Origin of the sequence: Phocaeicola faecalis, from assembly GCF_021730445.1 — a bacterium.
Lineage (GTDB): Bacteria > Bacteroidota > Bacteroidia > Bacteroidales > Bacteroidaceae > Phocaeicola > Phocaeicola faecalis.
In genome coordinates this window covers 17,896-30,747 of record NZ_JADNRM010000003.1, presented here as the reverse complement: position 1 = coordinate 30,747, position 12,852 = coordinate 17,896, and the positions used below count along the sequence as shown (strand labels likewise).

At 41.0% G+C, this 12,852-nt stretch carries 12 protein-coding genes and 1 tRNA gene; 9 read left to right on the top strand and 4 right to left on the bottom strand.

Features of this window, described 5'->3' with window-relative positions:
• The first annotated feature begins 56 nt into the window (after positions 1-56).
• From IR173_RS18055 to IR173_RS05465, 4 genes are all read left to right on the top strand, one after another.
• A complete protein-coding gene (locus tag IR173_RS18055; protein ID WP_262914275.1) occupies positions 57-188 on the top strand; it encodes a hypothetical protein in 132 nt (43 codons plus the stop codon).
• Positions 189-263: 75 nt separating this feature from the next.
• Positions 264-743 carry a CYTH domain-containing protein gene (locus IR173_RS05475; protein WP_237038665.1) on the top strand — a complete coding sequence of 160 codons (480 nt, stop codon included), beginning with the start codon at positions 264-266 and terminating at the stop codon, positions 741-743.
• 75 nt (positions 744-818) lie between these two features.
• On the top strand, positions 819-3,314 hold the full coding sequence (locus IR173_RS05470) for a TonB-dependent receptor domain-containing protein (RefSeq protein WP_237038664.1): 2,496 nt from the start codon (positions 819-821) through the stop codon (positions 3,312-3,314).
• 168 nt (positions 3,315-3,482) lie between these two features.
• The gene (locus IR173_RS05465) at positions 3,483-3,986 is read left to right on the top strand and encodes an RNA polymerase sigma factor (RefSeq protein ID WP_237038663.1); all 504 of its coding nucleotides are present in this window, start codon (positions 3,483-3,485) and stop codon (positions 3,984-3,986) included.
• An 80-nt stretch (positions 3,987-4,066) separates the two neighbouring features.
• Here IR173_RS05465 and IR173_RS05460 read toward each other — a convergent pair whose 3' ends face one another.
• Positions 4,067-4,453, bottom strand: a complete 387-nt coding sequence (locus IR173_RS05460) for a VanZ family protein (protein ID WP_237038662.1) — start codon at positions 4,451-4,453, stop codon at positions 4,067-4,069.
• 95 nt (positions 4,454-4,548) lie between these two features.
• On the opposite strand from IR173_RS05460, the gene IR173_RS05455 reads away from it, so the two are divergent.
• Positions 4,549-5,913 (top strand): sodium-dependent transporter, encoded by a 1,365-nt coding sequence (locus tag IR173_RS05455; protein WP_237038661.1) that lies wholly within the window; start codon positions 4,549-4,551, stop codon positions 5,911-5,913.
• Positions 5,914-5,919: 6 nt separating this feature from the next.
• Positions 5,920-6,828 carry a ComEA family DNA-binding protein gene (locus IR173_RS05450; RefSeq protein ID WP_237038660.1) on the top strand — a complete coding sequence of 303 codons (909 nt, stop codon included), beginning with the start codon at positions 5,920-5,922 and terminating at the stop codon, positions 6,826-6,828.
• On the opposite strand, the gene IR173_RS05445 is transcribed toward IR173_RS05450, so the two are convergent.
• Positions 6,825-8,240, bottom strand: coding sequence for an alkaline phosphatase (locus IR173_RS05445; protein ID WP_237038659.1), 1,416 nt, complete (start codon positions 8,238-8,240; stop codon positions 6,825-6,827). The genes IR173_RS05450 and IR173_RS05445 overlap by 4 nt on opposite strands.
• A gap of 139 nt (positions 8,241-8,379) precedes the next feature.
• On the opposite strand from IR173_RS05445, the gene IR173_RS05440 reads away from it, so the two are divergent.
• The 3 genes from IR173_RS05440 (at position 8,380) to IR173_RS05430 (ending at position 11,077) form a co-directional block, all read left to right on the top strand.
• Positions 8,380-8,880: a hypothetical protein gene (locus IR173_RS05440; RefSeq protein ID WP_237038658.1), complete on the top strand. Its 501-nt coding sequence runs from the start codon at positions 8,380-8,382 to the stop codon at positions 8,878-8,880.
• A 266-nt stretch (positions 8,881-9,146) separates the two neighbouring features.
• Complete coding sequence (locus IR173_RS05435) at positions 9,147-10,487, top strand: MATE family efflux transporter (RefSeq protein ID WP_237038657.1); 1,341 nt, start codon at positions 9,147-9,149, stop codon at positions 10,485-10,487.
• Between the two features lie 2 nt (positions 10,488-10,489).
• The gene (locus IR173_RS05430) at positions 10,490-11,077 is read left to right on the top strand and encodes a phosphoglycerate mutase family protein (protein WP_237038656.1); all 588 of its coding nucleotides are present in this window, start codon (positions 10,490-10,492) and stop codon (positions 11,075-11,077) included.
• 537 nt (positions 11,078-11,614) lie between these two features.
• Here IR173_RS05430 and IR173_RS05425 read toward each other — a convergent pair.
• Positions 11,615-11,687, bottom strand: a tRNA-Phe gene (locus tag IR173_RS05425).
• Between the two features lie 118 nt (positions 11,688-11,805).
• Positions 11,806-12,846: a thiamine-phosphate kinase gene (thiL, locus tag IR173_RS05420; protein ID WP_237038655.1), complete on the bottom strand. Its 1,041-nt coding sequence runs from the start codon at positions 12,844-12,846 to the stop codon at positions 11,806-11,808.
• Positions 12,847-12,852: the final 6 nt, after the last annotated feature.

Below are 12,852 nucleotides of genomic sequence, written 5' to 3'. Positions count from 1 at the left end.
ACTTTGTACTTTTGAAGACTTCAAAAGAGAAAGTTTAACCTTAAAATAAAATACTTATGGGAAAGAATAAGAAAGCTAATCATAGCAAGCGTGAAGAGGAGAAAGCAAACAAAGTAGTAAAAGGCATATTTATTGGTTTGATAGTATTGGCTCTGATTACTATGGTGGGCTATGCTGTTTATGGATAAGGCCGCAAGAAATAAGTGAAGTCCTGCCGGAAAAATCCGTGCAGGACTTTTTTATTATGTTAATCTGAAAATAAGATGGCACAGGAAATAGAACGAAAATTTTTAGTTATTGATGATAGTTATAAGCAGGAAGCGTACTCTCAAAGCCGCATTATGCAAGGATACATTTGTAGTGCCCGCGGACGTACGGTGCGTGTTCGTATCCGGGGCGATAAGGGATATCTTACTATAAAGGGGGCTTCTAATGCCTCTGGTACCAGCCGATATGAATGGGAGAAAGAAATATCCCTGCAAGAAGCAGAGGAATTGATGAAACTGTGTGAACCGGGAGTGATAGACAAGACTCGTTATCTGGTAAAAAGCGGAAAGCATACATTTGAGGTAGATGAATTTTATGGTGATAATGAGGGGCTTGTTGTTGCAGAAGTAGAATTGGAATATGAGAACGAATCGTATGAAAAGCCTCATTTCATCGGGAAAGAAGTGACTGGGGATGTCCGTTATTATAACTCATTTCTTATGAAAGACCCATTTTGTAGATGGAAAATATTATAGTTTATTTAACGCAATAAAAGTAACTACATATTATAGTTTGCCTATATTTGCACCAAACAAACACTTTTTTAATATATGAAAGACAATATTCTATGCATCTTTATCATGCTCTTGGTCAGTGTGACATTTAATGCAAACGCTCAAAAAAGTCCTCAAGGGCAGTTCTCAGTAAAAGGAGTTTTAGTAGATTCTTTATCAAATGAAGGAGAACCTTATTCAACCATTCGTATTTCATTGAAGAGCAATCCGGCCAAACCGGTAAAATTGGCTGTGACAGACACGAATGGAAAGTTTAGTGAACGTCTCGTTTCTCCGGGTACTTACCTGATTAGTTTTTCTTCTGTCGGCAAGCGGACGGTACAGAAAGAATTCACAGTGTCTGATACAAAAAAAGTAGCCGACTTAGGTCAGGTTCAGATGGCGGAAGCAACCGAAATGCTGAAAGGGGTGGAAGTGGTCGCTCAGAAACCACTTGTGAAAGCCGAAATCGATAAGGTTACTTATAGCATTGAAGATGACCCGGATTCAAAAACGAATTCTACCCTCGAAATGCTCCGCAAAGTACCTCTGGTGACTGTAGACGGAGAAGATAAAATTCAGGTGAACGGAAGCAGCAACTTTAAAGTGCATGTAAACGGTAAGCCGAATAGTATGATGAGTAATAATCCCACTGAAGTATTGAAGAGTTTGCCGGCTAACTCTGTCAAGTCTATCGAAGTAATTACTGACCCGGGCGCAAAATATGATGCGGAAGGTGTCGGTGGTATCTTGAATATCATTACTACCGGTGGCGGAATGGAAGGTTATACGGTTACGCTGAATGGTGGTGTCAGCAATCGCGGTTATAATGCCAGCGGATATGGAACGGTTCAGATAGGTAAATTCACCGTTACCGGAAATTATGCTTATAATCATAATACCAGTCCGCGTTCTTATAGTGCGAGTGGTCGTGAAGACTTCACTTCGGATGACTATAAGTATTTGAGTTCGGAAAGTTCTTCCAAGCACAAAGGTAATTTCCAATATGGCAGTATGGAAGGTAGTTATGAGATTGATACTCTGAATCTTATTACTTTCTCTATGAATATGTTTGGAGGTAAGTTTAAAAACAATGGTAGAGGAAGTACAAATATGCTGAATGCCCAAAGGGAACATGCCTACAGTTATAATACGTTGAGCCGCAATGAGTCGGAATGGGCTAGCCTGGGCTTCAATTTCGACTATCAGCGTTCTTTTAAGAAAAAAGGCGAATATCTGACTTTCTCATACCGTTATAACGGTTCTCCCGATAATAGCGAAGCTTATACGGAATATGAAGACGTGAAGGACTATCCTTACAGCATGGACTATTTGAGAGACCAGCATTATGACAATGATGCCCGTACCGATGAACACACTTTCCAGCTTGACTATACCAATCCGATTACCAAGCAGCATCAGATAGATGCCGGTGTTAAGTACATTTTGCGTAGAAATCAGAGTGACAGTAAGTATTTCAAAGCTGATGACAACAATATCTATCAGCCGGATAATGATTTGACCAGTAAGTTTAATCAAGATCAGGATATCTTGGCTGCATATGCTGATTATCAGTTGAAATTGGGTAAGTTTGGCGGTAAGGCAGGCGTACGTTTCGAACATACTATTATGGATGTAGAATATAAGTATATGCCTGACAGGAATTTCGACAGTAATTTCGATGATTTGGTTCCTTCGGCAAGCTTTACTTATCAGCTTGCACCTACCAAAACCATTCGTGCCAATTATAATATGCGAATCAGCCGTCCGAGTATCTGGTATTTGAATCCGTTTAGAGATACAAGTAACCCGACAAGCGTCAGCTATGGTAATCCTGATTTGGACAGTGAGAAATCTCATTCTGTGGGAATGACTTACAGTTCTTTCTCGCAGAAGTTTAATATGAACTTAAGTTTGAATTATTCGTTTGTAAATAATGGTATTGAGCGCTATTCATTTATGGAGAACGGCGTACAGAATAATACTTATGGCAATATCGGTCATACCAACCGCACACGCCTTTCGTTGTGGATGAACTGGAATCCGGGTTCGAAGACAAGAATTTCTATCAATGCCAGTGGTTCTTACTCCGATTATAAGAGCGATAATGAAGAATTCACAGCCCGTAATCACGGTTATCAAGGTAACTTCTTTGGTAATGCACAACAGACATTGCCGTGGGATATTCGTTTTAGCGTGTATGGTGGTGGAGGTACTCCCTATATTTCATTGCAAGGCAAGGGCTCCTCTTTTACCTATTATGGATTTAGTCTGAGTCGTTCTTTCTTGAAAGAGAAACGCCTGACGGTTTCTATGAATGCGTCTAATATCTTTAGCAAATATAATACGTATGATAATTCTACTACGACTTCTACTTTTACTTCATGGAGCAAGAGTAAATCTCCTAACCGTTATTACGGAATCAATATCAGTTGGAGATTTGGTGAATTGAAAGCTCAGGTGAAAAAGGCGGCTCGTAGTATTAATAATGATGACTTGAAGGGTGGTGGAAGCGGCTCCGGTACGACTGGCGGCGGTCAAGGAGGTGCATAAAAGTTAATCTCCAACCACCTGTTAACTGTTATATTAGGGGGTAAAAACTGTTACTTGGCAGTTTTTGCCCCTTTTGTTGTTAGTTTTTCTGTCATCCCTTTTACAAGAAGTCGTTAATATTGCAGCAGAAATTAAAAACAGAAAATAACAACTTAAAAATAAAACGTTATGAAGACAGTCGACTTTACACAGCATTTATTGAATGTTCAATCGGAATTATTCCGTTTTGCATTTAAACTGACAGCTGACAGAGAAGAAGCAAATGACCTGTTGCAGGAAACATCATTGAAGGCATTAGATAATGAGGAGAAATTTACTCCCGATACAAACTTTAAAGGATGGATGTATACCATCATGCGCAATATATTTATTAATAATTATCGTAAGACCGTGCGCGATCAGACATTTGTCGACCAGACAGATAATCTGTTCCACTTGAACCTTTCGCAAGAAAGTGGATTCGATTCTACCGAAGGTGCTTATGATTTGAAGGAAATCCACCGTATAGTCAATGCTTTGCCAAAGGATTATCGTATACCTTTCGCTATGTATGTATCAGGCTTTAAATATAGAGAAATTGCAGAGAAACTTGGGTTACCATTGGGAACCGTAAAGAGTCGCATTTTCTTCACACGCCAAAGATTGCAGAATGAATTGAAGGATTTCCGTTAAGTTGACTCTCTATCTTTATTATATAACTTTGACTTTTATCATTGCGCCGGCTGTTCGTGAAGAATCGCCGGCGTTTCTTTTTAGAATTTGCGCCACAAAAACGGGCGAATCACATAATATCCAAACAAGACGGCTAACAGTACTCCTGTGCTATTAGCTAGAAAATCAAGCCAATCTCCGCTTCTGTTGGTCGTGAGGTAAGCTTGCATCAGTTCTATGCATCCACTCATGGCTATCGGTGCAATGATGCCTCCCCATATCATATGAGTCCAGTTTATCATTTTGTGGGTTCTTAAATATTCGAACCACAAAATGCAGCAAAGCCCTCCGTACATACAGACATGAACTAATTTGTCAATGTTGGGAATCTCCTCCAAATCAGTCTTTGGTGGAGTGAAAAAGGATAAGTAAAAGATAACTGCCATAATCACCAAGGATAACGGATATCTTCTAAAATAATATAGCATACTTTAAAATATTAGTTATTCGTCGCAAAAGTACGATTAATTTTATACTTTTGCACCCCAATAGGTTTCGAATTATAATAAATTGATAGTTTTTTATGCAAAAAAGCGAAAGAGCAAATTTCGGGAGTAAGATAGGAGCGATACTGGCAGCTGCCGGTTCGGCAGTGGGCTTGGGCAATATATGGCGTTTTCCTTATGAGACGGGTAACCACGGTGGTGCAGCGTTCATTTTAATATATTTGGCATGTGTCCTTGTATTGGGTATGCCGATTATGATGGCCGAGTTTACAGTAGGGCGTCATTCAAAGGCGAGTACAGGTAAAGCATATTCTGTTTTAGCGCCGGATACCCATTGGAAATGGTTAGGTTATTTAGGAGTATTGGCGGGATTTCTAATCTTGGGATATTATTCTGTTGTGGCGGGATGGACATTAGAATATATTTTGGAAGCAGGAGCGAATGAATTTGCCAATAAAAGGCCGGATGATTTTATTCTGGCTTTTGAGTCCTTCTCTCAGAATCCGGTTCGTCCGTTGATTTGGCTGGTGGTATTTCTCCTGCTTACCCATTTTGTTATTGTAAAAGGGGTGAAAGATGGCATTGAGAAGTCCTCTAAGATTCTGATGCCAGTACTTTTTATTCTCATTATAGTGCTTGCAGTGTGTTCGTTGTCTTTACCAAATGCGGAAAAGGGATTAGAGTTCTTGTTTAAACCGGATTTTAGTAAAGTGACCGGTGATGTGTTTTTGGGAGCCATGGGGCAAGCTTTTTTCTCCTTGAGTTTGGGAATGGGATGCCTTTCCACTTATGCCTCTTATTTTGGAAAAGAGACAAAGTTAGGAAACACCGCACTGAGCGTAGGAGTTATCGATACATTTGTTGCAGTATTGGCAGGTGTCATTATTTTCCCTGCGGCATTTTCGGTTGGCATTCAGCCCGATGCCGGACCTTCTTTGATATTTATTACTCTGCCTAACGTCTTCCAGCAGGCATTTGCCGGAATACCTATCTTGGCGTACGTCTTTTCTGTATTGTTCTATGTGTTGCTGGCTTTGGCAGCACTGACGTCCACTATTTCTTTGCATGAGGTGGTTACAGCCTTTTTACATGAGGAGTTCGCTCTGACTCGCGGGCGTGCGGCTAAAATGGTTACCTTCGGATGTATACTGATAGGAGTGCTTTCATCCCTGTCGTTGGGTGTGATGCAGAAGTATACGCTGTTTGACAAAGGTTTCTTTGATTTGCTGGACTTTGTCACTGCAAAAATTATGCTTCCGTTGGGTGGAATGTTGGTATGCATATTTGTCGGTTGGTATTTGAAACGGTCAGTTTCTTATAACGAATTGACCAATGAAGGTACTCTGAAAGCCGGTTTCTTTAATGTCTATATATTTATTCTGAGATTCATTGCACCCATTGGCATTGCATTGATTTTCATCAATGAATTGGGCCTGATTTAGTGCAATATGTGGAAAGACTTCTTTTATTTCTCTAAGAAAGAACGCAGGGGGATAGTTTTCCTGCTTGGGATGATTGTTACGATAATTGGAATCTGGCTGGTTTCTCCTTATCTGATAGAAGAGTCTGATAAAGATACCAATCAGGAATCATTTGAAGAAATGGAACGGTTTTTGGCCAGTATCAAGATAATAGAGCAGCAAAGAAATGCCTCATTTAAAAAGAAAGAGGTTGTAAAAAGAAAGGTGGTATTGGCACCTTTTGAACCAAATTTGGCCGATTCCATCGAGTTTTTGCAACTTGGGTTGCCTTCTTTTATAGCTCATAATATAATAAGGTATAGGCAGGCAGGCGGAAAGTTTGCTACTGCGGAAGCTTTCTCACGTATCTATGGAATAACGGAAGAGCAGTTTCATACTTTAGAACCCTATATTTATATATCCGAATCATTTCAGAAGAAGCCTGATACTTTGCGTTATGCAAAAGTAGAGAAGCGCGACACTTTGGCTTTTTATAAATATCCCGAAGGAACTTTGGTTGATTTGAACCGGGCAGATACTACGGAACTGAAGAAAATTCCGGGGATAGGGATTGGAATTGCACGGGCTATCGTTGCCTACCGGAACCGGTTGGGAGGATTCTATGATGTTGCACAATTACAGGAACTCAAATGGGTAACTTCTGATATACAACGTTGGTTTAAAGTTGAAAATTGCCCTATTCATCGAATAAATGCCAATAAAGCGAGCTTGGACAGACTGCGTGCACATCCTTACATTAATTATTATCAGGCACGGGTTATTGTTGAGTTCCGGAGAAAGAAGGATAAATTAAAAAGCCTTTCTCAGCTATCCCTTTATGAAGAGTTTGCCGAGAAAGACTTGGAGCGATTATCACACTATCTTACTTTCGATTAATTAGGATAGCCTGCCGCCTCTGCTATTTTCACCGGGATTTCAGTATTGTCTATCCGACCTTGAAATAACTCTGCACCTGCGCCGATGGCAAATACAGGAACATATCCGCCGGAGTGTCCGCCGCTGGTCCAGCCTACAAAGGCAATGTCATCCAAAATCTTTTTAGCTTCGGAAGCCAAAGGCTCGTCTTGCTGATATTCACTCTTCTGTAAATCTACATTTTGCTCGCCGAATGATTTATCATATACTTTCTTTAATTGCGCTTCCTGTTTTTCATTCAATTGGATGCTGTCCCAAAAGCCGAAATTATCTTTCAGCGATTGTTTGATTACTTCCCAAGATACTTGGTTCTTGTATTTTTTTCTTAAGCCATTGATGATTTGGGTATAGCCGCTCTCGCTGACTTTTTGTGATTTCAAAGCCTGAAGATTGAGTGTGTAAGGGCCTTTACCCAATACGATGCCACCGGTTTCATGGTCGGCCGTCACTACAATCAGTGTTTCGTCGGGATGTTGTTCATAGAATTCGTAAGCTACTTTGATGGCATCATCCAAATCAACCACTTCATTGAATACAGTTGCCGCATCATTGCTATGGCAAGCCCAGTCAATTTTACCACCCTCAACCATCAGGAAGAAACCTTTGGAAAGGTCTTTAGAAAGGAAATTGATACCGGCGCGGGTTATTTCGGCTAAGGTCATGTCACCTTTCTTGCGGTCAATGGCATAAGGAATAGAACTTGCATCGGTGGCGGAAGTCGGTTGCAACAGAATCATTTTGTCTGATTTCTTGGCTTTCTTCTGATAGTCTTTATAACCGCGTGCTACGCTGTATCCTGCTTTGTCTGCCAGCGTGTAGAGGCTTTCCGAATTGCTGTCTCCTCCTTTTTTGTTAGTGGGGTCAAGGAAATCCGAACCGGCATAGAAGTCATAATTAGCCGCAATCAAATCAAGGCCTACATTATAATAACTGCTTCTTTGTGCTTGGTGTGCATAGAAAGCAGCCGGAGTAGCATGGTCTACACTGACACTTGTGCTGATACCCACCCGGCAGCCTTTGTCCTTGGCCCATGAAGCCACACTGTTTATTTTAGTTTCCAAATCTTTTTTCATTCCCAATGCTCCGTTCTTGGTCTTGCTGCCGGTGGCAAGTGCCGTTCCCGCAGCTGCCGAGTCGGTTACGCCATTGGTGGCGGAAAATGTAGTAGCAACAGTAGCAAATGGAAATTGTGTGAAAAGCAGTGGGGTAATGCCAATCTCTCCTTTTAGCTCGGAGCGATACATTTCTGTCCCCAATACTTGGTTAACACCCATTCCATCGCCGATGAAATAAAAAACGTATTTAGCCTGCTGAGCCTGTACAAACAGGATGGACAGAAATACAAATGTAATAATGAAAGATAGTTTCTTCATGTTTTGTGACTTAAATGATACATAATTAGTAATGCTAGCAAATATATAAATTATTTGTGCATTACAAGGGAAAAGTTTACTTTTTAATGGGTAATGATGAGGAATTATTCTATATTTGTTTTCATATATAGAAGAGAGTATGAAAGAATTTATCAAGGCTTTGGTCAGCAAAACCAAAAGTAATATTGTGCCTGCCGGGTGTAATCTTTTCGGGCATTTCGTAGGAGAATGGGATTTCGAATGGATTGATAGCCATGGAACTGCAGAAGAAAGACACGTCGAGGGGGAGTGGATTTTTCAGTGGATATTGGAGGGTACGGCTATTCAGGATGTTTTTATCTGTCCTTCACGTAAGGAGCGTGTGACTAATTATCAGCCGGATGCCGCTTACGGAACAACGGTGAGGATGTATAATCCGGATACATTGGCTTGGGATATCCTATATGCGGAACTGGGCGGAGCCACTCAACTGGAGGCAAGATGGGAAAAAGATAGAATTGTTCAAACGGCAGTAAACAACAAGAATTTGCGTTGGGTATTCTCTGAAATAACACGGACTTCCTTTCATTGGCAACGCTTAGTGCGCAAAGATGGCAAGCATTGGACGATGGAAGCTGAATTGTTTGCTGTGAGAAGATAAAGATAGGTTTTTGGAGTAATATGCACCACATATTGATTTGTTTTCTATCTTTGTACCCGAAACAGATTAGAAAGAATTGTTCAACTTATGAAACACCAACTCTGTATATAGCTACGCTCCATGAATAGTACTTCCAATTAGGCTATTTGACGGACTATGAACATAGTTCGCCACAGAGTTTTATTATCATTTTATTTATGAGAATGCTATGAGGCCCACTGCTTGTCTGCAAAGGGCACGGAATAGCATCTATTTTCAGTTGAACAATGAATTATACATATAAACAAATTTGGCTCATCAACCTTCCGGTAATGATGAGCATTTTGATGGAGCAACTTATTAATATAACCGATGCTGTCTTTTTGGGACATGTAGGTGAAATAGAATTGGGAGCATCTGCTTTAGCCAGTATCTATTATCTGGCAATCTATATGTTGGGCTTCGGCTTCAGTCTGGGATTGCAAGTTATGGTTGCCCGTAGAAATGGGGAACTTCACTATGAAGATACAGGAAGAACTTTTATACAGGGACTTTTTTTCCTTGTAATATTATCCATGTGCTTATGTGGCTTGTCACAGTGGGCCTCCCCTCACATACTGAAATACTTCATTCAATCTGCCGATATCTATCATTCAGCTGTCGATTATATATATTGGCGGAGCTGGGGACTCTTATTTTCATTTCCTTTTTTGGCTTTCCGTGCTTTTTATGTAGGCATAATAAGAACCAAAGTCTTGTCTTGGGCAGCACTAATAGCAGTTCTTATTAACATTCCGTGCAATTATCTTTTCATCTTTAGCCTTGAATGGGGAATATCGGGGGCTGCTTTGGCATCTTCTTTATCTGAAGCGGCTTCGTTTATAATGATGCTTTTCTATACCTTATATTATATGGACAAGAATAAATATGGCCTGAAGATTAAATATAATGGCCGGCTGTTGAAGAAGCTTTTACAGTTGTCTGTTTGGAGCATGATGCATTCTTTTATCAGTATGGTTCCGTGGTTTTTATTTTTTGTTGCCATTGAGCGTTTGGGAGAAACCTCTTTGGCAGCCTCGAATATAACACGTAGCGTGTCGACAGTTTTCTTTGTTTTGGTCAGCTCGTTTGCTGCAACCACAGGTTCGCTGGTGAGTAATCTGATAGGAGCAGGGGAGGGAAAGCTGATATTTTCAGTTTCAAATAAAGTACTGAAACTGGGTTATGGAGTCGGCTTACCCTTAGTGGTGCTGGCAATGCTTTTTGCCCGGCCGATAATCGGTTTCTATACCGATAGTGCTATACTGGTGGAAGTGACTTACATTCCTTTCTTCGTCATGCTGGTGAATTATGTTTTCGGATTGCCGGGATATGTCTATATCAGTATGGTGACGGGAACGGGAAATACAAGACTTGCCTTTATTTTTCAGGTGGTGACGATTATTGTATACCTGGGATATTTGTATGTACTGAGTTGCTGTTTTACTATGCCGTTGGCTGTATATCTGACGGCTGAATATGTATTTGTCATTTTGCTTGGTGTGCAGTCCTATGTATATCTTAAAAGATATGTAGGTTCAACCGGCCGACCACATGGAAACAAGAGTAAATTAGAAACAACAAAATAGTTATGGAGCATATATTAGAATTAGCCGAAAAGAATCGGCAGCAGGCATGGGAAGTGATACGAAAGACCGACGTTATGAATATTTGGAAGTCGGTCGGGGCGGAGATTAATTTGGTGGGCTCATTGAATATGGGATTGTTGGTGAAGAACCGGGATGTGGATTTTCATATTTATTCCTCTCCTTTGACTCCGGCAATCAGTTTCATGGCAATGGCAAAGTTGGCGGAAAACAAGTCTGTCAAACGGATAACTTATAATAATCTTTTGGATACGGAGGAGGCATGTATCGAGTGGCATGCCTGGTATGAAGACTCGGAGAACGGTTCTTGGAAAATGGATATGATTCATATATTAAAGAATTCCCGTTACGACGGCTATTTTGAGAAGATGGCGGAGCGCATTAAAGCGGTTCTGACTGAGGAAACGAAGGAAGCGATTCTGCGTTTGAAATATGAGACGCCGGATACGGAATTTTGCATGGGAGTGGAATATTATCAGGCTGTCCTCCGGGACGGAGTGCGGACGTATGCAGAGTTTGAAAACTGGAGGAGACAACATCCGGTGACAGGTGTTGTGGAGTGGATGCCTTGATGAAACTGCCACCCAAACAAGGGGGCACATTGTTTTCTTGGAAATTCGACAATCATATCACAAATAAAGGTAAGAATAAGCCGTTTCTTAGGCTCAGCCAAGACCTTTTGAACGGAAGATTATTACAGTCTCCGGCAGCAGACTGTACAGTCCACTGTAGCAGACTGTACGGTCTACTGCAACGGACTATACAGTCCATTGCCGGAGTCTGTAGTAATCCGACGGACAGACAGGCATAATCGAAAGGACGAAAACGCTTAGTCTGGCTAATGAAATGACTTAGGGAGTTCAAAAACGTATGCAGCGTTTGAAAGCCGGAGGAGACAACGTTCGGCGACAGGTGCTTGATTGATATGTTAAATCTCCAAGAATAATGACTGCCCTCTTTTAAAAACAGTCCCTTGAATAAGGGCGTATAGAAATATCCGCTGAGCCATAGTTGCTCCAATCCCACTGATTTTGCCTGTTCTTGGAAAAGAAAAATCCCTGAACTTCTTTGAAATTCAGGGATTTACATCGTTCGCCTTTTCTTCAAAGTGGTGCCACCAGGAATCGAACCGGGGACACAAGGATTTTCAGTCCTTTGCTCTACCAACTGAGCTATGGCACCATTGTTTCTTGTTTGCGGTTGCAAAGGTAGATAAAGTTTTCTAATCTTGCAAATATTATAGAGAGAAAAAATGCTGATAATAATTAATATGTTTATTATCAGCATTTTAAAATGGAAATTATTTTTCTTTCAATGGATTCCAACCCTGTGCTTTTAGTTCAAACTCTTGTCCGTCACGAGTGACAAGGGCGCAGCCCAGCTCTGGTTTAGTGATGTGACCAATTACTTTTACGCCTTTCATAGCCGAAACCTTTTCATGGTCTGTCAAGGGAACTGTGAACAGGAGTTCGTAGTCTTCGCCACCATTTAATGCACAAGTGGTGACATTCATATTGAGCTCTTCTGCCATCACAGCCGTCTGATAATCAATAGGGATACGTTCCTCGTAAACACGACAGCCAGTGTTACTTTGTGAGCAAATATGTAACAGCTCGGAAGAAAGTCCATCCGAAATATCCATCATGGCAGTCGGTTGTACTCCTGCTTGGGCAAGTTCTTCAATGATATCTTTACGCGCTTCCGGTTTAAGTTGGCGTTCCAATATGTATTCCTTGCCAGAGAAGTCGGGGGTTGCTTCTTTTTGGTCTTGGAATACAGCTTTTTCACGTTCCAGCAATTGTAATCCCATATAGGCGGCCCCCAAGTCACCGCTGACACAAATCAAATCTGTGTCGTGCGCTCCATTACGGTAAACCACTTTATCTTTGTCGGCTTCGCCGATACAAGTGATGCTGATTGCCAGGCCTGTGACTGAAGATGTGGTGTCTCCACCTACAATATCTACATTGTGTAGCTGGCAAGCCAGTTTCAAGCCATCATAAAACTGCTCTAAATCTTCTATACAGAAGCGTTTGGATACAGCCAAGGATATGGTGATTTGTTTGGGAGTTCCATTCATGGCATAAATATCGGAGAAGTTTACAATGGCTGATTTGTATCCAAGATGTTTTAGTGGTGTATAAATCAGGTCGAAATGTACTCCTTCCATCAAAAGATCGGTGGTAACCAATACTTCCTTTTCTTTAAATTCAAGCACGGCTGCATCGTCACCTACACCGTATTTGGTCTCGGGGTTCTTCAACTCGATATTCTGAGTCAGGTGTTTGATGAGGCCAAACTCGCCTAAAGCTGCAATTTCTGTTCTATTTGTTTCCTGCATATTCTT

What these genes read in the sequence shown, in the direction of transcription:
- thiL (WP_237038655.1), bottom strand. Translation starts at nt 12,846, where the DNA reads ATGCAGGAAACAAATAGAACAGAAATTGCAGCTTTAGGCGAGTTTGGC.
- IR173_RS05435 (WP_237038657.1), top strand. Translation starts at nt 9,147, where the DNA reads ATGAATTATACATATAAACAAATTTGGCTCATCAACCTTCCGGTAATG.
- IR173_RS18055 (WP_262914275.1), top strand. Translation starts at nt 57, where the DNA reads ATGGGAAAGAATAAGAAAGCTAATCATAGCAAGCGTGAAGAGGAGAAA.
- IR173_RS05470 (WP_237038664.1), top strand. Translation starts at nt 819, where the DNA reads ATGAAAGACAATATTCTATGCATCTTTATCATGCTCTTGGTCAGTGTG.
- IR173_RS05450 (WP_237038660.1), top strand. Translation starts at nt 5,920, where the DNA reads ATGTGGAAAGACTTCTTTTATTTCTCTAAGAAAGAACGCAGGGGGATA.
- IR173_RS05460 (WP_237038662.1), bottom strand. Translation starts at nt 4,453, where the DNA reads ATGCTATATTATTTTAGAAGATATCCGTTATCCTTGGTGATTATGGCA.
- IR173_RS05445 (WP_237038659.1), bottom strand. Translation starts at nt 8,240, where the DNA reads ATGAAGAAACTATCTTTCATTATTACATTTGTATTTCTGTCCATCCTG.
- IR173_RS05475 (WP_237038665.1), top strand. Translation starts at nt 264, where the DNA reads ATGGCACAGGAAATAGAACGAAAATTTTTAGTTATTGATGATAGTTAT.
- IR173_RS05440 (WP_237038658.1), top strand. Translation starts at nt 8,380, where the DNA reads ATGAAAGAATTTATCAAGGCTTTGGTCAGCAAAACCAAAAGTAATATT.
- IR173_RS05465 (WP_237038663.1), top strand. Translation starts at nt 3,483, where the DNA reads ATGAAGACAGTCGACTTTACACAGCATTTATTGAATGTTCAATCGGAA.
- IR173_RS05455 (WP_237038661.1), top strand. Translation starts at nt 4,549, where the DNA reads ATGCAAAAAAGCGAAAGAGCAAATTTCGGGAGTAAGATAGGAGCGATA.
- IR173_RS05430 (WP_237038656.1), top strand. Translation starts at nt 10,490, where the DNA reads ATGGAGCATATATTAGAATTAGCCGAAAAGAATCGGCAGCAGGCATGG.